The sequence below is a fragment of the Streptomyces sp. NBC_01476 genome, assembly GCF_036227265.1.
In the GTDB taxonomy this organism is placed as follows: domain Bacteria; phylum Actinomycetota; class Actinomycetes; order Streptomycetales; family Streptomycetaceae; genus Actinacidiphila.
Map to the genome: position 1 here is coordinate 7719024 of NZ_CP109446.1, position 21997 is coordinate 7741020.

Genomic DNA, 21997 nt, shown 5'->3' on the forward strand with positions numbered 1-21997 from the left:
GCAGTGCTCGTCTTCGCCGCTTCGGACAAGGGCGGCACCGGCCGCTCCGTCACCAGCGCCAATGTCGCCTTCCGCCGGGCGCTCGGCGGGGACGACGTCTGCTATCTCGACTTCGACTTCGGTTCACCCACCGCCGCCGCGGTCTTCGACGTGCCCAGCGCCATGGGCGGCATCGACCAGGGCGGCCTGCACTCCTATCTGCAGGGCAAGGCCAACGAACCGGTACGAGTCGACGTCTGGGCCCAGACCGAACACGAACTGCTCCGCGACCGCCCGGCCAACTCCGGCAGTCTCGTGCTCTTCCCCGGCGACCGCAGCGGCGGTGAGTTCGCCCTCGTCAAGGACACCGTCAGCCGCTGCATCGATCTCTTCCTCCGCCTCAACAGCGAGTTCGACCTGGTCGTCATCGACCTCAGCGCGGGCCGCAGTTACGCGATGGACATGGCCCTCGACGTCACCTCGCGGCCGGAGCTGCGAGGTGTCGACGTGCGCTGGCTGGTCTACCACCGCTGGACCCGGCAGCATGTGATCGCCGCCTCCGGACTGGTCTTCGGGCCGCGCGGCATCATCGCCGGCGGGGTGGCCCGCGGACACGACGAGGAGGAGCTGCGCGGCAGCATCCGCTTCGTCCGGGCCGCGGTGCCCGACCCCGAGGCACCGCCGTGGTCGCTGGTGCCGGCCGCACAGTCCACCTGGATGCGCAAGTGCGACCAGGATCTCGACCGGCTCGCCGCCGACCGCAATGTGGGCTTCAGCGTGATGCTCGGCTCGGTCCCGCTCGAACCCGTCCTGCAGTGGCGCGAGCAGCTCATCACCGACGAGGACGTACTCGCCAGCCGGGTCGCCAACCTGGAGACGCTGACCGCGCTGAAGGATCTCGCCGAGAAGCTGACCGACGACGAGGCCTGGGGGGTGGCGTGACGGACGCCGGAGCGGAGGCCGTCTTCCGGGAGACGACGGCCGAGCCCCGTACCCAGTCGGTACCCCTGGCGCAGATCTCCCTCGAACTCGGCCACCTGTACATGGAGGACTTCGAAGCCGGCCCCGACCGGCTGCGCAAGCACTTCGCCCAGGTCCGGCCGTGGGCCGACGCCGTCCACGCACTGGCCGCGGCGGACGGCCGCCGGCCCCGGGTGAGCACCTGCTTCCTGGTGGACGACTACTTCACCCGCTTCTCCTCACCCGCCGAACTCGTACCGATGCTGCTCGCGGAGGCCGAACGGGCCGGGCTCGTCATCGACTACCTGGCACGTGAGTCCGGCTGCGCGGTCGCCGACGGGGTCGCGGTCGCCGAGGCGGTGGAGGCCCGGCTGGTCGAGTCGCCGCCGCCCGGCAGCGACGGCTCCCGGCCGCCGGTGAGCCAGACCGGCTGGCTCGCCAACGGCGAGCGGAGCCCCGGCTCTCAGGCGCTGGAGGCGATGGCCGGCGCCCCGGCCTGGCGGCCGCCCGCGGAGACCGCGGCCCGCCGCCACTCGGTCTTCCTCGACGTCCAGCTCTGGGACGACACCGGCGGACACCGCACCTGGTCCTGCCCCTTCCTCGCCGCCGTCTGGCAACTGGCCCGCCTCGGGCTGCTGCGGAACCTCGGCGAACCCCTCCTGCAGCCGCAGCCCTGGCCGGACACGCCCTTCCCGCAGGAGTGGGACGAACTGCCTCCGCTGGTACGGCTGAACGCGACCGCCGCGCCCTTCTCCGCGTACCGCACCTACTCGGTACTGCCGTCCCGTTTCCTGTCCATCGAGCACGCGGTCCGCAGCATCCTCGACCAGACCGACGCCGACCCGGAAGCCCTCACACAGGTCGCCAAGCGCTCCCTGGGCGAGGGTCTGGCGGTGCCGGACGAGATCCCCGACCGGGTCTCCTACGTCTTCTACGCGGGTATCTGACATGGCCGCACACGGGGGCCGGGACGAGGACGCGGAGCCGGTACTGGTCTGCGGTGAGGTACGGACCTCCCTGCTGCAGAACTCGCAGGCGCTCCCCGCCCGGACCGCGGCCGATCTGCTGCGGCTGCGGGCCGGCGAGCGGGTACGGCTCTCGGAGCGGCCCAACCCGTACGCCCTGTCGCCGGACGTGCTGACCGGGGTGGACTGCCTGCTGCCCACCGCCTCAGGCGCCAAGGTGCGGGCCGTCGGGACCGTCGCCGGCCGCGCCGCGCTCACCGAGGGCCGGCTGCTGCAGACGAACGCCTTCTTCGAGGCCACCGCCGCCGGACCGGACCAGCGCCGCCCCTGGGGGCACTACCTGGCCCGCCCCGGAGTAGTGGAACCCTTCGGCAGGCTCCAGGCCCAGGATGTGGCCAGGGGCTGCCTGACCGGTGTCCAGCGCCCCGGCGAACTGGACCTCGGGGCGATAGCCGAGCGCCTGCTCAGCAAGGTGGGGCGGCACCGGGCGCTGGACCAGCGCGCACCGTTCAAGGCCCAGCGCACCCGCCTGCGCTGGGTGGCACTGCGGGCCCCGGACAGCGAGGGCCCGTCGATCACCGCCTTCACCCTCGCGGAGAACGGACTGCGGACGGTGGAACTGCGGCTGCCGGGGGGAATCGGTACGGCCGCCGCCGCGGGGCTCTGCGAAGACCTCGCCCTGCACGACTGGCTGCTCACGACGCTCGTACGGATGGTCGAGCGCAGCCGGCTCGGTTCGGTCGACGGACGCCAGGCGGTTTCGGCCCTGCGTCCCGCCGTCGACCACCTGCTGCATCTGTGGATGCCCACAGCACGTGTAGACCAGATCCTCAGCCCGCTGTGGGAGGTGTTGGAGCGGGAACCGGGATTCAGCCGGCAGTGGCAGATCCTGGTGCAACGGATCAGGGATCAACTGGCCTTGCAGGCCATTCCCTTGCACGGGCAGCCCTGACCGCCCGACAACGGGCGGAGACGCGCACGATGATCCCACCGGGGGAGATGAAGAGATGGCCGGATCGTTAGGCACGACAGGTTCCACGGTTCCTTCCGCGACACCCCGTATTCCGCCAGTGCTGTTCAAGACGCTGGTCACAGCGCTGGTCGGCGGCGCCACCTATCTGCTCACCAATATCACCAACCAGCCCGAAGTGTGGAAGCTGACCGCTTCGATCTTCCTGGGCGGCGCGGCCCTGATCATCCAGTACATGACCGACTTCGAACGCCGGCTGGGTTCGGTGGAGGAGAGTCTGGCCGAGCACAACGCCGAGATGAAGGAACTCGTCGCCCGGGGCTTCGCCCGGATCAACGAAGTCACCGAACTCTTCGGCCTGGTGGACCGCTCGGCGCTGCCGCCCGACGGGGTCACCCGGCTGGTGCGCAGCGCCACCCAGGTGGGGTCGAGCGCGCCGGCCATCATGCAGGCCTTCGCGCGCGAGGAGGTCCACCGGCTCACCGACCTGATGGAGAACCTCAACCAGAAACTCGTCGACTACGAGGGGGAGGACCACGACTGGATAGTGACGCTCACCGGCTGCGCCGCCATGACCATCGACGCCACCAGCACTCTGGTGGACCGCGACTTCTGGCCCAGCGAACTCGGACAGCGCTATCTGCGGGCACAGCGTGACGCGATCGAGCAGCAGCACGTCAGGATCCGGCGGCTGTTCATCATCGACGCACCCGAGGACAACACCCTCGAACTCGGCCAGTTCTGTGACGACCAGCAGAGCCTCGGCATCGAGGTGCGGGTCCTCGCCCTGTCGGAACTCTCGCCGATCGCCCGGATGGACGAGACCAACGACTTCATCGTCTTCGACGAGGCACTGTCGTACGAGATCGGCTCCGACCTGCGCGGGGTCAACACCAAGACGGTGATGGACCTGCGTCCGGACCGGGTGGCCAAGCGGGTGCAGCGGTTCAAGACGCTCTGGGAGGCGGGCCAGTAGTCCCGGGGAGCCGCCGGGAGAGCCCAGGACGGGTGCGACGCTCAGTGAGGACTCTGTAACTCCGCTTTATTCCGGATGATTCCGATCGGTAATCAGCCGTGGCTGAAGTGGTGTGCACGAGGAGCGGCGAGGTGCCGACGCCTCGCCGCCTCGCCTGGGAGGACTCATGCCTGAGCTCTATTCTCACCCGCGCCGGCCGGCCGGGAGCCTCCGGTGAGCGCGCCGATACCGCTGGCCGGCGCGCACTTCCCGGTAGCGGTGATCGGCGGCGGCCAGGCCGGGCTCTCGGTCAGCTACCACCTGCGTGAACGCGGCATCGAGCATGTCGTGGTCGAGGGCGACCGGGTCGGCCACGAATGGCGCGAACGGCGCTGGGACACCTTCTGCCTGGTGACCCCCAACTGGCAGTGCAGACTGCCGGGGTTCCCCTACCGGGGACCGGACCCCGACGGGTTCATGGTGCTCGCCGACATCATCGCCTACCTGGAGGAGTACGTCGCCTTCTTCCAGCCGCCGCTGGTGGAAGGGGTGACCGTCACCGGACTGCGCCGGGCGGCCCACGGCAGGTTCGACGTGACCTCCACCCAGGGCGAGTTCACCGCCGACCAGGTCGTGGTCGCCACCGGCCCGTACCACACGCCGGCCGTGCCGCGGATGGCCGAACGGCTGCCGGCCGGACTGCGGCAGCTGCACTCGTCCGAGTACCGCAACCCGGACCGGCTGCCCGCGGGCGGCGTGCTGGTGGTCGGCACCGGCCAGTCCGGCTGCCAGATCGCCGAAGACCTCCATCTGGCCGGCCGGCAGGTGCATCTGGCGACCGGCAGCGCACCGCGGGTGGCCCGCTTCTACCGGGGCCGCGACTGCGTCGCCTGGCTCGACGACATGGGCCACTACGCCCGCAGCATCGACGAGTTCGACAACGCGGCGGCGGTCCGGATGCGGGCCAACCACTACGTCACCGGTCGTGACGGCGGGCGCGACATCGACCTGCGGGCCTTCGCCCGCGACGGAATGCGGCTGTACGGGCGGCTCACCGGGATCAACGGCGGCCGGCTGGAGTTCGCCGACGACCTCAAGGCCAACCTGGACCGGGCCGACGCGGTGGCCGAAGGCATCAAGGACGCCATCGACGCCCACATCACCGCCCGTGGCATCCAGGCACCGGACGAGCAGCGGTACATCCCGGTGTGGGAGCCGCCCGGCGGACCCGGTGAACTCGACCTGGCAGCCGAGGACATCGGCACCGTCATCTGGGCCACCGGGTTCACCCGCGACCACCGGTGGATCGAGATCCCCGCCTTCGACGGCCGCGGTTACCCCATGCACTGGCGTGGCGCCACCAGTTGCCCGGGCCTGTACTTCCTGGGCCTGCCCTGGCAGAACTCCTGGGGCTCGGGACGGTTCGAAGCCGTCGGCCGGGACGCGGAGTTCCTCGCCGGGCACATCGACGCCTCCCGCCGTCTGGCGGACGTCTGCGGCACCCTCACCGGCGCCCCCACCGACCTGTCCGCCGCCCTCCCCGTCGGCTGAAAGCGAGCCACCGATGGCCATGGTCTTCGACGCGCACCGCCATATCGGCGTGCTGCCCGCCCACCCTTTCTACGGCGGTCCGCCGGTCAACCCCGACACCACCGCCCGCGCCACCGTCAAACAGCTCGTCGCGGACCTCGACGCCGAGGGGGTCGAACGCGCCCTGGTGATCCCCAACTACGGCGTGCCCGACCCCGGCGTCGCCTTCTCCTTCAACGAGTTGGCGCTGGAGGCGGCCCACACCGACGAGCGGATCAGGGCCGGCCTGTGGGTCTCCCCGCGCCCCGAGGACGAACACCGCACCGCCCAGGCGCTGGCGCTCGCCCGCGAGCCGGGCGTCCGCGCCCTCAAGCTCAGCTTCCTGCTCGGCGGACGGCCGAGCGACCCGGCCTGCCGGCCCGCCCTGGACCGGATCTTCCACGAGGCCGAGCGCTTCGGCCTCGTGGTGCATGTGCACACCTCGCCGGGCGCCGCCTCCGACATCGACGAGGTCGGCCACCTCGTCGACTGGTACGCCGACCGGGTCGCCGTGCACCTGGTGCACTTCGGCGGCGGCATGAGCGGCCACATCAAGCTGATCGGTGCCCGCTTCTTCGACTGGATCGCGGCCGGCAAGCGCGTCTACACCGACCTGTCCTGGGCGATCGGCTTCGCCCCGTACTGGCTGGCCCGGGAGATCGACCGGCGCGGCGCGGGCCACGACCGGGTGCTCTTCGCCAGCGACCAGCCGTGGGGCGACTTCGCCGGCGAGTACGCCCGCCTGCGGGCGGCAGCCGGTGACGGCGAACTCGGCGACCTGGTCTTCCGGGACACCTTCGCCGCGCTCTACGACTGAGCCGCACCCCACCAGACCCCCTGTCCGTACGACCGCGTCACCCGCAGCACCCGCACTGCCCGCAGCACCCCGTTTTCGCCCACCTCACCTACCTCCAGGGAGACCCCCATGTCCGAGACCACCGCCGAACTCTCCGACGTCGAGCAGAAGTCCCTCGACGAGATCCCGCACCCGTCGCTCCCCGAGGGCTCCACCATCTACGGTGCCACCAAGGTCTTCCCCGACTACCAGGCGGAGAACGGCGAGACCTACTTCACGCTCGTGCACGGCATCGCCCACGAGTCGTCGGTCAGCTTCGTCGCCGTCCTGCAGGCGACCCGCGCGCTGCGCAAGGGCTTCGAGACCGCCATCTACTTCTACGGTCCCGGCTCGCTCAACTGCCTTGCCACCCGCGGCTTCCCGACCACCGGCAACTCGGCATTCCCCGGCGAGCACAACATCAACAATCAGCTGAAGACCTTCATCGCCGAAGGCGGCAAGGTCTTCTGCTGCCGGTTCGGACTGTCGCTGCACGGCGCCCGCGAGGAGGACCTGATCGAGGGCGTCATCCCCACCCACCCGCTGGACGTCCAGGACGCGCTGATCCACTACGCGCGCAAGGGCGCCATCATCAACTCCACCTACCAGCTGTAAGGAGCACGACGTGAGCGTTGGCACCCCGACGGCGTCCGGTACGGCAGTGGACGTCACGATCATGACCCGCGCGGAGCTGGCGCTGCGCGGCGTCCGCACCCCGGCCGCCGTACACCGGCCGGACGGGGCGGGCCCCAGCGACGACGGCCACTTCACGCTGGGCGGTCTCCCCGGCGGTGCCAACGCCGCGCTGCCCACCAACCCCGACAGCCCCTACGCGGTGCGCGACGGCCGGGTCTGGCTCGGCGAGCAGGACACCGGCCTCACCCTCACCCCCGTCCGCCGCCCCCGGTTCTACGACCTGACCACCGCCGACGGCGTCCCCTACGAGCACATCGCCCGCCTGCACGGCGCGGACGTGCTGGCCACCACCGTCGTCCAGACCTGTATCCGCTACGCCGAGGCCGACCGCTGCCGCTTCTGCACCATCGAGGAGTCACTGCGCTCGGCGGCCACCGTCGCCGCGAAGAGCCCCGCGCAACTCGCGGAGGTGGCCGAGGCGGCGGTACGGCTCGACGGCGTACGGCAGATGGTGATGACCACCGGCACCACGACCGGCCAGGACCGCGGCGCCCGCAATCTCGTCCGCTCGCTGCGCGCGGTCCTGGCCGCGGTGCCGGGACTGCCGGTCCAGGTGCAGTGTGAGCCGCCCGGCGACCTGGCGTGGATCCGCGCACTGCACGACGCGGGCGCCACCGCCATCGGCATCCACGTCGAGTCGCTGGACGACGAGGTGCGCAGGCGCTGGATGCCCGGGAAATCCTCGGTGCCGCTGGCGGAGTACGAGGCCGCGTGGGACGAGGCGGTGCGGGTCTTCGGGCCCAACCGCGTCTCCACCTACCTGCTGGTCGGACTCGGTGAGGATCCCGACGAACTCATCGCGGGCGCCGGGCGGTTGATCGACCGCGGGGTCTACCCCTTCGTGGTGCCCTTCCGGCCGATGGGCGGCACCCTCGCCGCCCGCGACGGGGTGCCCGCACCCAGCGCGGACCTGCTGCACCGGGTCACCGTGGGCGTCGCGGCGAAACTGCGGGCCGCCGGGATGACCGGCGCCGACCAGAAGGCGGGCTGCGCCGCGTGCGGCGCCTGCGGCGTGCTCTCGACCGCGGGGGGCTGACCGGTGCTCCTCGACGGCGGCAGCGCCGCCCCCGACCTCGACAGCGGCGACGACATCCTCGCGCTGCTCGGTGACCGCAGCACCCTGCGCCGCCGGCCGGCCTTCACCATCGGCCAGGCCGCCGGCGCGGCCGAGACGGCCGCCTACCGCAGGCTGCGCCGTGACGCCTTCGTGCACTCCCAGGGCCTCTTCGACGGCCACGACCTGGACCACCTCGACGACGACCCGCGGACCGTGGTCCTGGTGGCCCGCGACCCGGCAGGCACCGTCCTGGGCGGCGTACGCCTCGCCCCGTACGGCGGTGGCCCCGACATCGGCTGGTGGACCGGCAGCCGGCTGGTGGCCGCCCCCGGCGCCCCGCGCGGTGTCGGCGCCGCCCTGGTCCGTGCCGCCTGCGCCCGCGCGGAGGCGGAAGGAGTGCTGCGGTTCGAGGCGACGGTCCAGCTCCGCAACGACGTCCTCTTCCGCCGCCTGGGCTGGCTCCCGGTCCGTCCGGTGACAGTCGCCGGCGCCCCGCACATCCTGATGCGCCGGCCCATCGGCCGCATCGCGGACCAGTCTGCGGCCACCAAGGCGGCCCTCGGCCCGCTGCTGACCGCGCTGCACGCGGCGGCCGGCGCGGCCCCCGCCCCGGGCACCGCGGGGGAACCCGCTGCCGAGCCGGCTGCCTCCTTCCTCGGCGGCCCCGGGTTCGTCGGGGACGACGGGGCGCCCGTGCCCGGGAGCGATCTGATCGCCGCGTGCGACGCGATCCTGCCCTCGATGGTGGAGCGGGATCCGCAGTGGGCCGGCTGGTGCGCCGTGCTGGTGAACGTCAACGACCTCGCCGCCATGGGTGCTTCGCCCGTGGGGCTGCTGGACGCACTGGGCGCGCCGGACGCCGCCCACGCCGGGAAGGTGCTGGCCGGGCTCGGCCGGGCGGCAGCGGCCTACGGCGTCGCGGTGCTCGGCGGACACACCCAGCTCGGGGTGCCGGCCGCGCTGTCGGTGACCGCGCTGGGCCGTACCGACCGCCCGGTGCCGGGCGGAGGCGGGCGCGCCGGACACGCGGTGCGGCTCACCGCGGACCTGGGCGGCGGCTGGCGGCCCGGCTACCGGGGCCGGCAGTGGGACTCCACCAGCCACCGGCGGCCGGCCGAACTGCGGGCCATGCTCGGCGCGGTGGGCCGGGCCGCTCCCGCCGCCGCCAAGGACGTCTCGATGGCCGGGATCGCCGGGACCCTGGGCATGCTCGCGGAGGCGAGCGGCTGCGGCGCCGTCCTGGACGTGGCCGCGGTGCCCCGCCCGGACGGCGCCACCGCCGGGGACTGGCTCACCTGCTTCCCCGGCTTCGCGATGCTGACCGCCGACGAGCCGGGTGCCGCGCCGCTGCCGGCCGGTCCGGCGACCGGCGCCGTCTGCGGCGAACTGACCGCAGGACAAGGCGTCGGGCTGCGCTGGCCCGACGGAGAGATCACCGAAGCCGTCACCGCAGCGGTGACCGGGATGGGGACCGCATGAGCACCCTGCGCATGGCCGCCGCGGCGGCCGAGTTCGGCCGCGACCTGGAGGCGGACTTCGCCGTCGTGGAACGGCTGGTCAAACAGGCCCGCGCCGAGGACGTACACCTGCTGGCGCTGCCCGAGGCGTGCCTCGGCGGCTATCTGCTCAGCCTGGACGACGACGCGGAACTCGACGCCGGGCCGCCGCCGTTGGCGCTCGACGGCCCGGAGCTGCGCCGACTCGCCGCACTGGCGGGGGAGTTGACCGTCGTGGCGGGCTACTGCGAGGCCGGTGACGACGGCCGGCGCTACAACAGCGTGGTGTGCCTGACCGGTGACGGGATCCTCGGAAACCACCGCAAGGTGCACCAGCCGCTGGGTGAGAACCACAGTTACGCCTCCGGTGACCGCTTCCACGCCTTCGACACCCCGGCCGGCCGGCTCGGCATGATGATCTGCTACGACAAGGCGTTCCCGGAGGCCGCCCGCACGCTCGCGCTGGACGGCGCGGAGATCGCGGTCTGCGTCTCGGCCTGGCCCGGCGCCCGCACGCACAGTTCCGCCGACCTCAACCAGGACCGCTGGAAGCGCCGCTTCGACCTGCACGACCGTTCCCGCGCGCTGGAGAACCAGTTCGTCTGGGTCTCCGCCAACCAGTCGGGCACCTTCGGGTCGCTACGCTTCGTCGGGAGCGCCAAGGTCGTCGACCCGGGCGGCGACATCCTCGCCGACACCGGGGTGGCGGCCGGCCTCGCCATCGCCGAACTCGACGTGGCGCAGGCGCTGGAGACCGCCCGCCGTGCGATGGGCCACCTCCGTGACCGGCGCCCGGAGACCTACACGTACACCAGCCCGGGAGCCGTCCTCGCGTGAGAAGCCGATGAGCACTGTCCGGATCGCGGCCGCGGCCGCCCACTTCGGCCGCGACCTGGAGTTCGACCTGGCCCGGATCGGCAAACTCATCGCCGACGCCCGCCAGGAAGGCGCCGCCGTCCTCGTCCTGCCCGACGCCGCACTCGGCGGTTACCTCGCCGATCTGCGGCACCCCGACCCCGGCGCGCTGCCGCCGGCCCTGAAGCCCGACGCCCCGGCGATCCTCGAAGTCGCCCGGCTGGCCGCCGGGATGGTGGTCTGCCTCGGTTACTGCGAGGACGGCGGCGACGAGCGGTACAACGCCGCGGTGTGCGTCAGCGGCGACGGTGTCCTCGGCCGGCACCGCAAGGTGCACCTGCCCGCGGGCGAGACCACCGCGTACACGCCGGGGGACAGGTTCGAGGCGTTCGACACCCCGGCGGGCCGGATCGGCATGCTCATCGACTACGACAAGACCTTCCCCGAGTCGGCCCGTTCGCTGGCGCTGGACGGCGCCGAGATCCTTGCCTGCCTGTCCGCCTGGCCGACCAGCGTCACCGACCGGGCGCCGCGGATGCCGCAGGACCGGCAGGCCAAACTCTTCGACCTGTACGACCAGGCACGCGCCGCGGAGAACCAGGTGGTCCTCGCCTCCTCCAACCAGACCGGCAGCATGGGCCGGATGCGGTTCCTCGGCCAGGCCAAGGTGGTCGGCCCTGGCGGCGACATCCTGGCCCGCACCTGGTCCAAGGCCGGCCTTGCCGTGGCGGAACTCGACGTCGCCGCCGAGATCGACCGGGCCCGCCGGGTCCTGCACCACCTCGGTGAGCGCCGTCCGGACACCTACCGGGAGGGACCTTCGTGAGGATCGCCCTGCTCAGCTACTCCACCAAGCCCCGCGGCGGTGTCGTGCACACGCTCGCCCTGGCCGAAGCGCTGGCCGCGGCCGGCCAGGACGTCACCGTCTGGACGCTGGGCCGGGGCGGCGACGCCGGCTTCTTCCGCCCGGTCGACCCGGCGGTCCGGCTGCGGATCGTGCCCTTCCCCGACGGCCCTGCCGGGGAGAGCGTCGGCGAGCGCATCCTGCGCTCCATCGCCACGCTGCGTGAGCATTTCGACGGCACGGGTTACGACATCGTGCACGCCCAGGACTGCATCAGCGCCAACGCGGTCGACTCCTGCGTGCGCACCGTCCACCACATCGACCACTTCACCACCCCTGAGCTGGCCGCCTGCCACGAACGCGCGCTGACCACCCCGTACGCGCATGTGTGCGTCTCCGCGACGGTCGCCGACGAGCTCGCCGCGGGCTGGGGACTCAAGGCCGAGGTCATACCGAACGGTGTCGCCTACGAGCGCTTCGCGGACACCGACCCGGCCGCCCGCGACCGCTGGCGGCGGCGTCTGGGACGCTATGTCCTCACCGTCGGCGGCATCGAGCCGCGCAAGGGCTCGCTGGACCTGCTGGAGGCGTACGCGCTGCTCCGGGAGCGGCTCCCCGGCCTGCAGCTGGTGATCGCCGGCGGTGAGACCCTCTTCGACTACCGCGACTACCGCACCCGCTGGGAGACCCGGGCCGCCGAACTCCGGGTCCGGCCGCTGGTGCTCGGCGAAGTGCCGGACGACGACCTGCCCGCGCTGGTCGCAGCGGCGGGCGCTTTCGCCTTCCCCTCGGTGCGGGAGGGCTTCGGCCTGGCGGCGATGGAGGCGCTCGCGGCCGGTGTCCCGCTCACCGTCCGTGACCTGCCGGTACTGCGTGAGGTCTTCGGGCCGGCGGCCCGCTACGCGGCCACTCCCGAAGCACTGGCGGCCGAACTCGCCGCCGCGCTGACCGGCGACGACCCCACCCGTCGTACCGCGGGCCGCACCCTCGCCGCCCGCCACACGTGGGCGGAGGCCGCCCGCCGTCACCTGGCCTTCTACCGCTGCCTGGGCTGAGCCTCAGGGCTTGACCGCGACGCGGCCCTCGTCCATGCGCAGCAGGAGCAGCCGGGCGCCGGTCTTCTCCAGGAACTCGTCCACGGCCTCGCGGGAGCCCTGCCACCAGCCGTAGTCGTCGATGAGGAGCACACCGCCGCTGGACAGGCGTGAGTAGAGGTGCTCCAGCTCGTGCTTGGTGGACTCGTACCAGTCGGTGTCCAGCCGGAGGATCGAGATCTGCTCCGGTGCCTGCTCGGGGATGGTGTCCTCCACCATGCCCTGGCAGTAGTGGATCCGCTCCTGCGGATACGGGACCTGCTCGAAGCCTTCCTTCACGTCGTCCAGGGTGGCCACGGCCCAGATCGGGCGGTCCTTGCCCTGGCGGGCCAGCAGGTCGGCGGCGGATTCGCCGTCGCGGCGCAGGTCGCGGTCGGTGGGCGGGGGCATGCCCTCGAAGGTGTCGAAGAGGTAGAGGTCGCGCTCGGTGTCACCGACTTCGAGCAGGGTGCGGGCCGCCGCCTGCATGCTGCCGCCCCGCCAGACACCGCACTCCACGATGGACCCGGGTATGCGGTGCTTGTTGACGTACCGGACGGCGAGGATGAAGGCGTTCAGCCGTTCCGGAGAGGTCATGGTCCAGGGCCGGACCGCCTGGATGGTCGCACGCGCCTCGTCGTCGTAGTCGGCGGGGAGCTTGGGGGCGCTCGGCGGTTTCGGTTTGGCGGGGGCCGCAGGCGCGGGGCGCGGTTTGGGCGGCGCGGGGCGGCGCAGCTCGAAACCGGTGAGGGTGGAGAGAGTTTTGTTCAGTGTTTTCTTCCATGCCATGGGAGGAAGCTACCCCTGTTGGCTGTGCCGCGCAGGGGTTGGCCGGACAGTGATCACCGCACCCGCCAGGCGATGGCCGGATCGTCCTGATGTGCGAACCGCCCGGACCGCCAGCACCATGGAGAGGGGACCGAGGAGGTACCGGGATGACGACGCAGATCGGTGACCGCACGGGCGGGAGGTGGACCCCTCCCCGGGAGCGGGCGGCCCGGGGCAAGGCGGCCCGCTCCCGGGCGAACCGGTCGAGCCACGCGGAGTACGACCCGGCCGGCCGGACCTTCGACCCGGTGGACCTCATCGAGAAGCAGTCGGCCGACCGCCTCCCGGAACTCGTACCGATCCGCTATGCCCGGATGAGCGAGTCACCGTTCCGCTTCTACCGCGGCGCCGCGGCCGTCATGGCCGCCGACCTGGCCCGCACCCCTTCCGCGGGGCTGCGTGCCCAGCTCTGCGGTGACGCCCATCTGATGAACTTCCGCCTGCTCGGCTCACCCGAGCGGCACCTGCTCTTCGACATCAACGACTTCGACGAGACGCTGCCCGGCCCCTTCGAGTGGGACATCAAACGCCTCGCCACCAGCCTGGTCATCGCGGCCCGGGAGAACGGCTACGACGAGCGGGAACGGGCCGGCATCGTGCGGGCCGCGGTGTGCTCCTACCGCGAGCAGATGCGCCGCTTCGCCACCATGACCAACCTCGACGTCTGGTACGCCCGGCAGGACGCGGACCAGATGCGGGCGGTCGCCTCCGGGAGGCTGCACAGCCGCGGCCGAAGGCAGGTCTCCAAGGCGCTGGACAAGGCCCGTTCCCGGGACAGCCTCCAGGCGTTCGAGAAGTTCACGCACCTGGTCGACGGCAACCGCCGAATCCGCCCCGCCCCGCCGCTGATCACGCCGCTCGCCGACCTCCTCCCGGGCGCGGAGCGCTCCCAACTGGAGGAAGCCATCACCGAGTTGCTCCGCGGTTACGCACGCAGCCTGCAGTCCGACCGGCAGCACCTGCTGGCGCAGTTCACGCTGGCCGACATGGCGCGCAAGGTGGTCGGGGTGGGCAGTGTGGGCACCCGGTGCTGGATCGTGCTGCTGCTGGGCCGTGACGGCTCCGATCCGCTCTTCCTCCAGGCCAAGGAGGCGGGCGCCTCGGTGCTGGCCGAGCATGCCGGGGCCGCCGAGTACGCCACCGAGGGCGAACGGGTCGTCGCCGGACAGCGGTTGATGCAGGCGGCCAGTGACATCTTCCTCGGCTGGCGGCGCACCCGCGGCATCGACGGTGTCGAACGGGACTTCTACATCCGCCAGTTGCGGGACTGGAAAGGCGTGGTCGAGCCGTCGCTGATGGTCCCGCGCGGCATGCGGCTCTTCGGTGAACTCTGCGGCGCCACCCTCGCCCGTGCGCACGCCAGGTCGGGCGACCGGATCGCCCTGGCCGCCTACCTCGGCGGCGGCGACGTCTTCGACCGGTCCGTCGCCGAGTTCGCCGAGCTCTACGCCGACCAGAACGAACGCGACCACCAAGCGCTGCTCCAGGCGGTCGGCGCGGGGCGGGTGAAGGCGGCGGCCTGACCCGGCGCACCCCAGCGGGCGCCGGCTGCCGCGGTCTCCCGGCGGGTCAGAGGTCCCTGCGCCCCATCGTCAGGGCGAAGTCATTGGGGTCGGTGTCGAAGCCGCGGACGTACGGGTGGAACTCCCAGACACCCGACCCGGTGCGGACGAATTCCGCGACGGTGGCCGCGGTGGCCCCCGCGACCTCGGCGAAGTCGCCCCCGGACAGCTCCGTATAGCCCTCCATCACCCGGAACTCCGGGTTGAGGACGTCTGCGAACACCAGGCGCCCGCCGTTCTGCTGGATCGCCACGCCGACGATCACCCGGCCGTAGTCGGCGCCCAGCCGGTGCAGTTCCAGGGTCATCGACTCGTCTATGCCCAGGCCCTTGCCGTTCTTGCTGTCCCGGTTGAGCGTGATAGTGCCGTCCGGTGACCGGCTGTCGAAGTACACCAGGTACGCGGGCTCCCCGCCGGGGTCGCGGGCGAGGTACGTGGCGGCGATGAGATCCAGGTCGCTGTCCGGGGCTCCCAGTGGGCTCGGGTCCCACTTGAGCTGCACCTCGACCTTCTCGGTCCCCTTGTTCAAGCTGTGCACCGGTTGCCCTCCGCGTGATCACATTCCGAACTGCCAAGCGCGCCAGTTCGATTAACCACGGTAGGGGATCCGCTGTCCACACGGGCCCAGGACCGCCGGACGATCACCGGCAGCTTCCAGCCAACCCGCGACCGGCAGTTGCGGCCCCGCGCCCCGGCCGTGCAACCCCGCCGCGCCGAACGGGAGTACCTACGGCTGGATGTCCGTTCGGTGGCCGCTCTCCCATGAGGCGCCCGCCGGTGGCCGGTGCGCAGGGCCCGCGTACCGGCCGTTGAGGAACCGCCCGGCGAGGTGCCGGGCGGCAGCCGCAGGTGCGCGTACCCACCGGTGCGCGGCACCTGTCACCGGAGGAGAAGTGTCCGTGGCCATCAGCCGCACAACGAGGATCGCAGCGACCGTCGCCGTCGCCGCCGTGATCGGGGGGCTCGGGTTCAGCACCCCGGCTTTCGCGTCCGCTCCCGCCCAGCAGGCCGCGGCGCCGACCGCCGCGGTGGCCGGGCCTGCCACCGCGGGGGCGCGGGTCGTCTCACAGCTCATCGCCCGCGGCCGGGTCGACGGGGACGCGTGGTCGGTGACCTTGGAGTTCCACCCCACCCTGCCCGGGGACTACCCCGCCGATCAGTTCCCCGGCAGCGGCGAACAGCCGCAGGCCGGTTCGCTGCTGTGCCGGCGGATGTACATCGGCGGCGTCCGTATCGACCAGCAGGGCGGCCCGTGGGCCGACTGCCAGCCCGTCAACGGCGCGCACGACCCGGCGGGGAGCGGTTCTGCCGGACTGTGGGGCCTGCACGACAAGGGAACCACCGGGTCCCGGCTCTTCGTCTCCAACCCCGAAAACACCGTCGCCTACGGGGTGTTGACGCTGACCGACGGCACGTCCCTGACCGCCAGGACACTCACCGTCCACGGCACGGACTACCGCGCATGGGCGGTCGCCATTCCCGACGGCCGCACCATTGCCACCGTCGACGAGTACGACACCCACCACCAGCTCGTCAGCCACTCGGCCGACTGGCGCTGACACCCGACGAAGAACGGGGCCCCCTTTCCGTGCAGGACCCTCACGGCCGTGCGGTGGACGACACCCCGGGGAGCGGGCCGGAACCGGCACCGGGCGGCGCGCCCGGTGCCGGTTCCGGCTCTCCCGACGCGGAGTTCACCAGGTTCGTCGCCGCCCGCTGGCGGACGCTCGCCCACACCGCCTATCTGCTCACCGGCGACTTCCACGAAGCGGAGGACCTGGTGCAGGTGACGCTGGCGAGGATCTATCCGCACTGGCGCCGGGTGCGACCGGAGACCGCGGAGCACTACGTCCGGCGGGCCCTGGTGAACGCCGGCCGCAGCCGCTACCGCAAGCGGCGCGTCGTCCAGTTGCTGCTGCCGTTCCTGCCGGAGGCCGCCGCCGTCGACCGGGACGGCGGCGGCCCGCGGGCCGGGGAGTCACGGGACGAGCTGATGGCCGCGCTGGCCGATCTGCCGCAGCGGCAGCGTGCCGTGGTGGTGCTGCGCTACTGGGAGGATCTGTCGGCCGAGGAGGTCGCGCACACCCTCGGCTGCTCGGTGGGCACCGTGAAGAGCCAGGCGTCACGCGCGCTGGCCAAGCTGCGTGCCCATCCCGCCCTCGCCGACCACGTACCGGCCGGCCGCTTTGGAGACCCCCGATGACCCCGGAACAGGACCCGGGCGAGCGACTGCGGACCGCCCTCGCCCGCTCGCTTGAGGCGTACACCCCCGCACCGGCCCCCGTCGGCCGCGTGCTGGCGGCCGGGCGGGCCCGCCGGGCCCGGCACCGCGCCACCGTCCTGGCAACCGTCGCCGCTGTGCTGGCGGCCGGCGTGACCACAACCCTGCTCCGGCTGAACGACGGCGGCCGGCCGGCCGAACCGGTCCCCACCACCCGGCAGACGCTCTCCCCGCCGCCCACCGGCCCGGTCACAGCGCTGGTGGGCCAGGGGTCCCTGAACGGCTCGCGGTGGTCGGTGACCATGGAGTTCTACCGCAGCGCGCCCGCCGGTTCGCTGGATTCGCCGCACGCCCAGGGGAGTTCACTGCTGTGCCGGCGGATGGTCATCGACGGCGAACGCATCGACCAGCAAGGCGGCCCCTGGACGGACTGCCAGCCGGTCGACGGCGCCCACGACACCGACGACGCCCAGCAGACGGGGCTGGCGGGCCTGCACGACAAGGGCACCCGAGGCGAGCGGCTGCTGGTCAGCACCACAGCGACGGCAGAGGTGTCCTACGCGGTGGTGAAAGCCGGCGGCGTCACACTCACCGGCCAGGTGGTGACCGTTCCCGGCACCAGCTACCACACCTGGGCGGTGGCGATCCCGGACGGCATGACGATCTCCACCGTGGACGAGTACGACGCCCATCAGCACCGGGTCAGCCACGACACCCAGTGGCGCTGAAGGGCCCTCAGCTCTCGGTGAGCATCGCCGCACGCAGATCCTTCAGCGTGTGGGAGAGGATCCGGGAGACGTGCATCTGGGAGTAGCCGAGCGCGTCGCCGATCTGCGACTGGGTCAGCTCCTGGCCGAAACGCATCTCCAGGATCTGGCGCTCGCGCTCGGGGAGCTTGCTCAGCAGGGGAGCGAGGGCCTGGAAGTCCTCGACCAGTTCCATGGCCGGGTCGCACGAGCCGATGGTGTCGGCGTAGGAACGGCCGCCGTCAGAACCGGCGTCGTCGGTGTCACCGGTGGGGAGGTCGATGGAGCCGGCCGTGTAGCCGTTGGCGGCGACCAGTCCGTCGATGACCTCTTCCTCGGTGAGTTCGAGGTACGCCGCGAGCTCCGGCACGGTGGGCGGCGCGTCCAGCACGGTGGCGAGGTGGTCGCGCGCCTTGGCCAGTTCGACCCGCAGCTCCTGGAGCCGGCGGGGCACGTGCACCGCCCAGGTGGTGTCGCGGAAGAAGCGCTTCATCTCGCCGACGATGTAGGGCACGGCGAAGGTGGTGAACTCGACCTCACGGGTCAGCTCGAACCTGTCGATCGCCTTGATCAGCCCGATGGTGCCGACCTGGAGGATGTCCTCCATCTCCTCAGGGCCCCGGCCGCGGAAGCGGCGTGCGCTGAAGCGGACCAGCGACATGTTCATCTCGATCAGCGTGTTGCGGGCGTACGCGTACTCCTGCGTGCCTTCTTCGAGGGACTGCAGCCGGTCGAAGAAGACCTTCGACAGGGCGCGCGCGTCGCGCGGAGCGACCTTGCCGGCATCCTCGATCCACGGCAGATCGCCTGCCTGTGCGGGCGCTGTGGGAGCCCCGGCAAGCGTTGCCGACGTTCCTGTGGACTGCGGGGAAGTCGTCACGTCATCACCTTGGATTGTCGAGTGTGCCAACGGCCTCGTACCCCCGATCCACCACCCCAAGCAGATCCGGTGAAAACTCCTCATCCGCCGCGGACGCCGGCATGAGGGAGGGCGCCTCGGGCAAGCGACGCCACGGAGGTTGATAACCATGGGACCGCTGCTTGTCGTTCTTCTGCTCGCACTGCTGCTCTTCGGCGCCGGATTCGCGGTGAATCTGCTCTGGTGGGTCGCCGTTGTGGTGCTCGTGGTGTGGCTGGTCGGCTTCGTCGCCCGTTCGCCGGGCTCCGGTGGCTCCCGCGGCCGCTGGTACCGCTGGTAGGCGCAGCCACGAGGTTCGCCGTGACACTCATCACAGGTAAGCGCCCGGCCGGGAGAACCGGCCGGGCGCTTCTTTCATCCCGTCAGGAGGCGCCGCGCTCCGCCGTCCCCCGCAGCGCGCGCAGGGCCCTGGCGGCCTGGGCCTCGTAGAGCGGGCCCGGATCGATGCCCATCGAGGCGAAGTTCTGCTCGATCTCCAGACCGGCCAGGCCGTGCAGCTCCGACCAGAGCAGCGTCGACTCGCGGGCGGCCACGGCCGGGACGCCGGTGAGGCCGCGCTGTCCGGCCCAGCGGGCGAAGTCGGCGGCGGACGGGTCGTCGTGGGCCGTGCCGTCGGTGGCGAGCGCGGAGACCACCGTGATCAGGATGTTCATCGCCGGCTGGGCGGCTTCGACCAGGTCGGCGGACTGCGGGTCGTAGTCGGGCAGCGGGGCGCGGAACAGCAGCCGGTAGCGGTGCGGTTCGGCGACCGCCCAGGCGCGGTAGGCGCGTACCAGGGCGGTCAGCGGTTCGGCCGGGCCGGCCTCGACCGCGGCGGCCAGTGCGCCGGCCAGATCGGTGTAGGCGTCGACGACCAGCTCGGTCAGGAGCGCGTCGCGGCTGCTGAAGTAACGGTAGAGCGCAGGGCCGGTGAGCCCGAGGCTCTTGGCGATGGCGTTGAGGGAGAGTGCCTGGGGTCCGCCGTGCGCCAACTGCTCCAGCGCCGCCTGCTTGACCTCGTCCCGTACCTGGGCGCGGAACCGGTCCCGTGGGCTCTTCCCGGCTTGCGGCGATGCGGCCACGATCCCGCCTTCCCTTGATGACCAGGTCAGGCTACCGGCCCGTATCGGCAGCCCGCGGAGGCCCGTCCGCAGCCGGCGGCCCTCGCGGGAGCCGGCGCCACGAGGTGGGCCCCCTTCTCATCAGTGTGAGAGTATCTAACGAATGATTCACTCTATCATCGAGGGCGGGTCCGGATGGCGGTGCCGCCGCCGTCCCCCCCGGGGCTCCCGTGGCGCGGGCGGTGCGCCGTACGAGCCGGCGCAGCCGCTAGCGTTCCGCCTACGCACAGGCCGCGCACGCGCTCCGGGCAGCCGCCCGCACGACCGCGTACGGCCGTTGAGCTGGGGAGAGCACACGCATGTCCGACGAAGCGGTCACCGGTGTCACGGCGGGCGGGCTGCCCCCGTCCGACGGCACCCCGGGGATCCGGGTGGACTACACCGACCAGGCGGCATGGGAAGCCCTGCGCGCCGATCTGCGTCCGATCGATGACGACGACGAGCCCGGCTCGTTCCTGGATCTGCTCGACGATCCGGCGTACCACGGTCTCACCGTGGAGCGGGTGATCGAGCTGACCGACGGGGACGAGGGCTACGGCCTCTTCGTCCTCCTCGACACGGAGGCCATGAACGCACCCGGCCATCCCGTACTGGTGGTGGACATCGACGAGGACGAGGTCCGGACCTTGCGTGTCGCGGCGGACGTGCTGCACGAGGTGGAGGCGAACTTGTTCCTGGCCAACATGGACTTCGAGGAGTTCGCCGACGCGGCCGACGACGACGGGGTCTTCCGCGGCTTCTGACCGCCCTGCCGGCGGCCGAGACGCCACGCCGGCGCTGGTCACGGGTGCGAGGACCGCCCGGACCGGCGCCGGCAGCGGACGGGCACCTTCCGACCCTTCCACGCGGCTGCGGTGCCGCGGCTGCGGTGCCGGTTACTGCGACCGGGTGGGTCACGCCGCCCCGCATTGACGCCGGAAGCGGATGATCTTTACGCTCCCAGCGGGGGAGAACGCCCGTTCCCGGTTTCAGGAGACCCGCGATGACCGACCGCCCGCCGCTGCCGCCCTTCGACCACGATGCCGCGCTGCGCAAGGTCCAGGCGGCGGAGGACGCCTGGAACACCCGCGACCCCGAGCGGGTCGCCGGCGCCTACACGGCCGACTCGGTCTGGCGCAACCGGGACACCTTCGTCACCGGCCGCGAGGAGATCGTCGCCTTCCTCACCGCCAAGTGGGAGCGGGAGCTGGAGTACGCGCTCCGCAAGAACCTCTGGGCGTTCCACGAGAACCGCATCGCGGTCCGCTTCCAGTACGAGTGCCATGACGCCGCCGGCCAGTGGTGGCGCTCCTACGGCAACGAGCTGTGGGAGTTCGACGAGCACGGGCTGATGCGGCGCCGCGAAGCCAGCATCAACGACCTGGCGATCGACGAGTCCGAGCGCCGTATCTTCGGACCCCGCCCGGAGAGCGAGCACGGGGTCGACTTCCCCGTCGCGTGAACGGCCGAACCCCGGTGCCGGGCACCGGGGTTCACCGCGGACGAGCGGACGAGCGGACAGCCGAGAGGCGAACGGCCGGTTCAGGTCACTCCGCGATGCCGCGGGTGAGCAGCACCACGGTGATGAAGGTGCGGTACAGCCGGATCGGGTCCCCGTCGGTGATGCGCACCGTCACCGGATCCGCCGGGTCGGCCTCGACCCCGCTGACCCAGGTGGCCATCTCGGCGAGATCGGGGTTCCGCATCCGCACCGTGAGCGTGGCCGGCAGCTCGATCCGCGGCAGCGCCGCGGCCGGCAGCCCCTCGACCGCCCGCCGGGCCGCGTCATGGATCACCTCCCGGGCCTCGTCCGGATGCAGGCTGTCCGCGGCGAACCGCGACACCGACGACTTCACCACGGCGCCGACCGTACCCGGGCTGAACGGCTCCAGCTCCGCGGCCGTGGTGTCGTCCCCGGTGATCAGCACCACCGGTACGCCATGGCCGAGCGCGACCAGCGCGTTGATGCCGCTCTCGCCGGCGACCACACCGTTCAGCCGCACCTCGGCGATGGCTGCCGGGTTGTAGGTGTGCGACAAGGTGGCATGCTCACCCGACATCGAGCCGTGGTAGGACACGAAGAACACGCCGTCGAAGGACGCGTCCAGGCCCTGCATCATGTACAGCGGCTTGTGGCGGCCGGACAGATACCGGGCCCGGCGGGCCAGCGCGTCGGGCCGCAGATTGGCCATCGTGGAGTGCGAGTCGTTGACCAGGAAGCCGGTCGCCCCGCCGGCCGCCGCGCCCTCGATGGCCGCGTTGACCTCTGCCTGCAGCAGCAGCCGGTAGTACTCGTACTCCGACTGGCCCTGGCGGCACTGCGACCAGTCCACCACCCCGGCGGTGCCCTCCATGTCGGAGGAGATGAAGATCTTCACAGCGCCCTCC

The 21997-nt window shown here is 72.0% G+C and carries 24 protein-coding genes; 19 read left to right on the forward strand and 5 right to left on the reverse strand.

Translation table 11 applies throughout. The features are described 5' to 3' along the window. Positions 1 to 3: 3 nt before the first annotated feature. The 12 genes from OG552_RS33435 to OG552_RS33490 all read left to right on the forward strand — a co-directional run bounded on the left by OG552_RS33435 (position 4) and on the right by OG552_RS33490 (position 12236). On the forward strand, positions 4 to 921 hold the full coding sequence (locus OG552_RS33435; RefSeq protein WP_329139428.1) for an SCO2523 family variant P-loop protein: 918 nt from the start codon (positions 4 to 6) through the stop codon (positions 919 to 921). After that, a complete protein-coding gene (locus OG552_RS33440) occupies positions 918 to 1886 on the forward strand; it encodes an SCO2522 family protein (protein ID WP_329139430.1) in 969 nt (322 codons plus the stop codon). The genes OG552_RS33435 and OG552_RS33440 overlap by 4 nt, the downstream gene beginning before the upstream one ends. Before the next feature lies 1 nt (position 1887). After that, a complete protein-coding gene (locus OG552_RS33445) occupies positions 1888 to 2856 on the forward strand; it encodes an SCO2521 family protein (RefSeq protein WP_329139431.1) in 969 nt (322 codons plus the stop codon). Between the two features lie 118 nt (positions 2857 to 2974). Further along, positions 2975 to 3850: a DUF6879 family protein gene (locus OG552_RS33450; protein ID WP_329139433.1), complete on the forward strand. Its 876-nt coding sequence runs from the start codon at positions 2975 to 2977 to the stop codon at positions 3848 to 3850. Between the two features lie 213 nt (positions 3851 to 4063). Continuing rightward, entirely contained in the window at positions 4064 to 5380 is a 1317-nt protein-coding gene (locus tag OG552_RS33455) for an MSMEG_0569 family flavin-dependent oxidoreductase (protein WP_329139435.1), read from the forward strand. A gap of 13 nt (positions 5381 to 5393) precedes the next feature. Further along, entirely contained in the window at positions 5394 to 6215 is an 822-nt protein-coding gene (locus OG552_RS33460; protein ID WP_329139437.1) for an amidohydrolase family protein, read from the forward strand. A gap of 108 nt (positions 6216 to 6323) precedes the next feature. After that, complete coding sequence (locus OG552_RS33465) at positions 6324 to 6848, forward strand: MSMEG_0572/Sll0783 family nitrogen starvation response protein (RefSeq protein WP_329139440.1); 525 nt, start codon at positions 6324 to 6326, stop codon at positions 6846 to 6848. A gap of 10 nt (positions 6849 to 6858) precedes the next feature. Next, on the forward strand, positions 6859 to 7965 hold the full coding sequence (locus OG552_RS33470; RefSeq protein ID WP_329139442.1) for an MSMEG_0568 family radical SAM protein: 1107 nt from the start codon (positions 6859 to 6861) through the stop codon (positions 7963 to 7965). A 3-nt stretch (positions 7966 to 7968) separates the two neighbouring features. After that, positions 7969 to 9465, forward strand: coding sequence for an MSMEG_0567/sll0787 family protein (locus tag OG552_RS33475; protein ID WP_329139444.1), 1497 nt, complete (start codon positions 7969 to 7971; stop codon positions 9463 to 9465). Continuing rightward, on the forward strand, positions 9462 to 10319 hold the full coding sequence (locus OG552_RS33480) for a carbon-nitrogen hydrolase family protein (RefSeq protein ID WP_329139446.1): 858 nt from the start codon (positions 9462 to 9464) through the stop codon (positions 10317 to 10319). Before OG552_RS33475 ends, OG552_RS33480 begins: the two co-directional genes overlap by 4 nt. Before the next feature lie 7 nt (positions 10320 to 10326). Beyond that, positions 10327 to 11163, forward strand: a complete 837-nt coding sequence (locus OG552_RS33485) for a carbon-nitrogen hydrolase family protein (RefSeq protein ID WP_329139448.1) — start codon at positions 10327 to 10329, stop codon at positions 11161 to 11163. Continuing rightward, entirely contained in the window at positions 11160 to 12236 is a 1077-nt protein-coding gene (locus OG552_RS33490; RefSeq protein ID WP_329139450.1) for an MSMEG_0565 family glycosyltransferase, read from the forward strand. Before OG552_RS33485 ends, OG552_RS33490 begins: the two co-directional genes overlap by 4 nt. A 3-nt stretch (positions 12237 to 12239) precedes the next feature. On the opposite strand, the gene OG552_RS33495 is transcribed toward OG552_RS33490, so the two are convergent. Further along, positions 12240 to 13043 (reverse strand): TylF/MycF/NovP-related O-methyltransferase, encoded by an 804-nt coding sequence (locus OG552_RS33495; RefSeq protein ID WP_329139452.1) that lies wholly within the window; start codon positions 13041 to 13043, stop codon positions 12240 to 12242. A gap of 146 nt (positions 13044 to 13189) precedes the next feature. Between OG552_RS33495 and OG552_RS33500 the strand changes: the two genes are divergently transcribed. Further along, positions 13190 to 14605 (forward strand): DUF2252 domain-containing protein, encoded by a 1416-nt coding sequence (locus OG552_RS33500; protein WP_329139455.1) that lies wholly within the window; start codon positions 13190 to 13192, stop codon positions 14603 to 14605. Positions 14606 to 14651: 46 nt separating this feature from the next. Here the strand turns inward: OG552_RS33500 and OG552_RS33505 are convergent, their stop codons facing one another. Next, complete coding sequence (locus OG552_RS33505; RefSeq protein ID WP_329139457.1) at positions 14652 to 15182, reverse strand: TerD family protein; 531 nt, start codon at positions 15180 to 15182, stop codon at positions 14652 to 14654. Positions 15183 to 15543: 361 nt separating this feature from the next. Here OG552_RS33505 and OG552_RS33510 point away from each other — a divergent pair, with 361 nt between their 5' ends. From OG552_RS33510 to OG552_RS33520, 3 genes are read left to right on the forward strand one after another with little or no spacing between them, the layout of a single operon-like run. After that, complete coding sequence (locus OG552_RS33510; RefSeq protein ID WP_329139459.1) at positions 15544 to 16203, forward strand: hypothetical protein; 660 nt, start codon at positions 15544 to 15546, stop codon at positions 16201 to 16203. Between the two features lie 53 nt (positions 16204 to 16256). Next, on the forward strand, positions 16257 to 16847 hold the full coding sequence (locus OG552_RS33515; RefSeq protein WP_329139461.1) for a SigE family RNA polymerase sigma factor: 591 nt from the start codon (positions 16257 to 16259) through the stop codon (positions 16845 to 16847). Beyond that, a complete protein-coding gene (locus OG552_RS33520) occupies positions 16844 to 17593 on the forward strand; it encodes a hypothetical protein (RefSeq protein ID WP_329139463.1) in 750 nt (249 codons plus the stop codon). The genes OG552_RS33515 and OG552_RS33520 overlap by 4 nt, the downstream gene beginning before the upstream one ends. A 7-nt stretch (positions 17594 to 17600) precedes the next feature. On the opposite strand, the gene OG552_RS33525 is transcribed toward OG552_RS33520, so the two are convergent. Beyond that, complete coding sequence (locus OG552_RS33525; protein ID WP_443071101.1) at positions 17601 to 18491, reverse strand: RNA polymerase sigma factor SigF; 891 nt, start codon at positions 18489 to 18491, stop codon at positions 17601 to 17603. A gap of 148 nt (positions 18492 to 18639) precedes the next feature. Between OG552_RS33525 and OG552_RS33530 the strand changes: the two genes are divergently transcribed. Beyond that, on the forward strand, positions 18640 to 18810 hold the full coding sequence (locus OG552_RS33530) for a hydrophobic protein (RefSeq protein ID WP_329139464.1): 171 nt from the start codon (positions 18640 to 18642) through the stop codon (positions 18808 to 18810). Positions 18811 to 18892: 82 nt separating this feature from the next. Here OG552_RS33530 and OG552_RS33535 read toward each other — a convergent pair whose 3' ends face one another. Then, positions 18893 to 19591: a TetR/AcrR family transcriptional regulator gene (locus tag OG552_RS33535; protein WP_329139465.1), complete on the reverse strand. Its 699-nt coding sequence runs from the start codon at positions 19589 to 19591 to the stop codon at positions 18893 to 18895. A gap of 338 nt (positions 19592 to 19929) precedes the next feature. Here OG552_RS33535 and OG552_RS33540 point away from each other — a divergent pair, with 338 nt between their 5' ends. Together OG552_RS33540 and OG552_RS33545 are read left to right on the forward strand one after the other, a co-directional pair. Then, positions 19930 to 20373 carry a DUF6924 domain-containing protein gene (locus tag OG552_RS33540; RefSeq protein ID WP_329139467.1) on the forward strand — a complete coding sequence of 148 codons (444 nt, stop codon included), beginning with the start codon at positions 19930 to 19932 and terminating at the stop codon, positions 20371 to 20373. Positions 20374 to 20612: 239 nt separating this feature from the next. Next, entirely contained in the window at positions 20613 to 21071 is a 459-nt protein-coding gene (locus OG552_RS33545) for a nuclear transport factor 2 family protein (protein ID WP_329139469.1), read from the forward strand. 85 nt (positions 21072 to 21156) lie between these two features. On the opposite strand, the gene OG552_RS33550 is transcribed toward OG552_RS33545, so the two are convergent. Then, entirely contained in the window at positions 21157 to 21987 is an 831-nt protein-coding gene (locus OG552_RS33550) for a M55 family metallopeptidase (protein WP_329139471.1), read from the reverse strand. Positions 21988 to 21997: the final 10 nt, after the last annotated feature.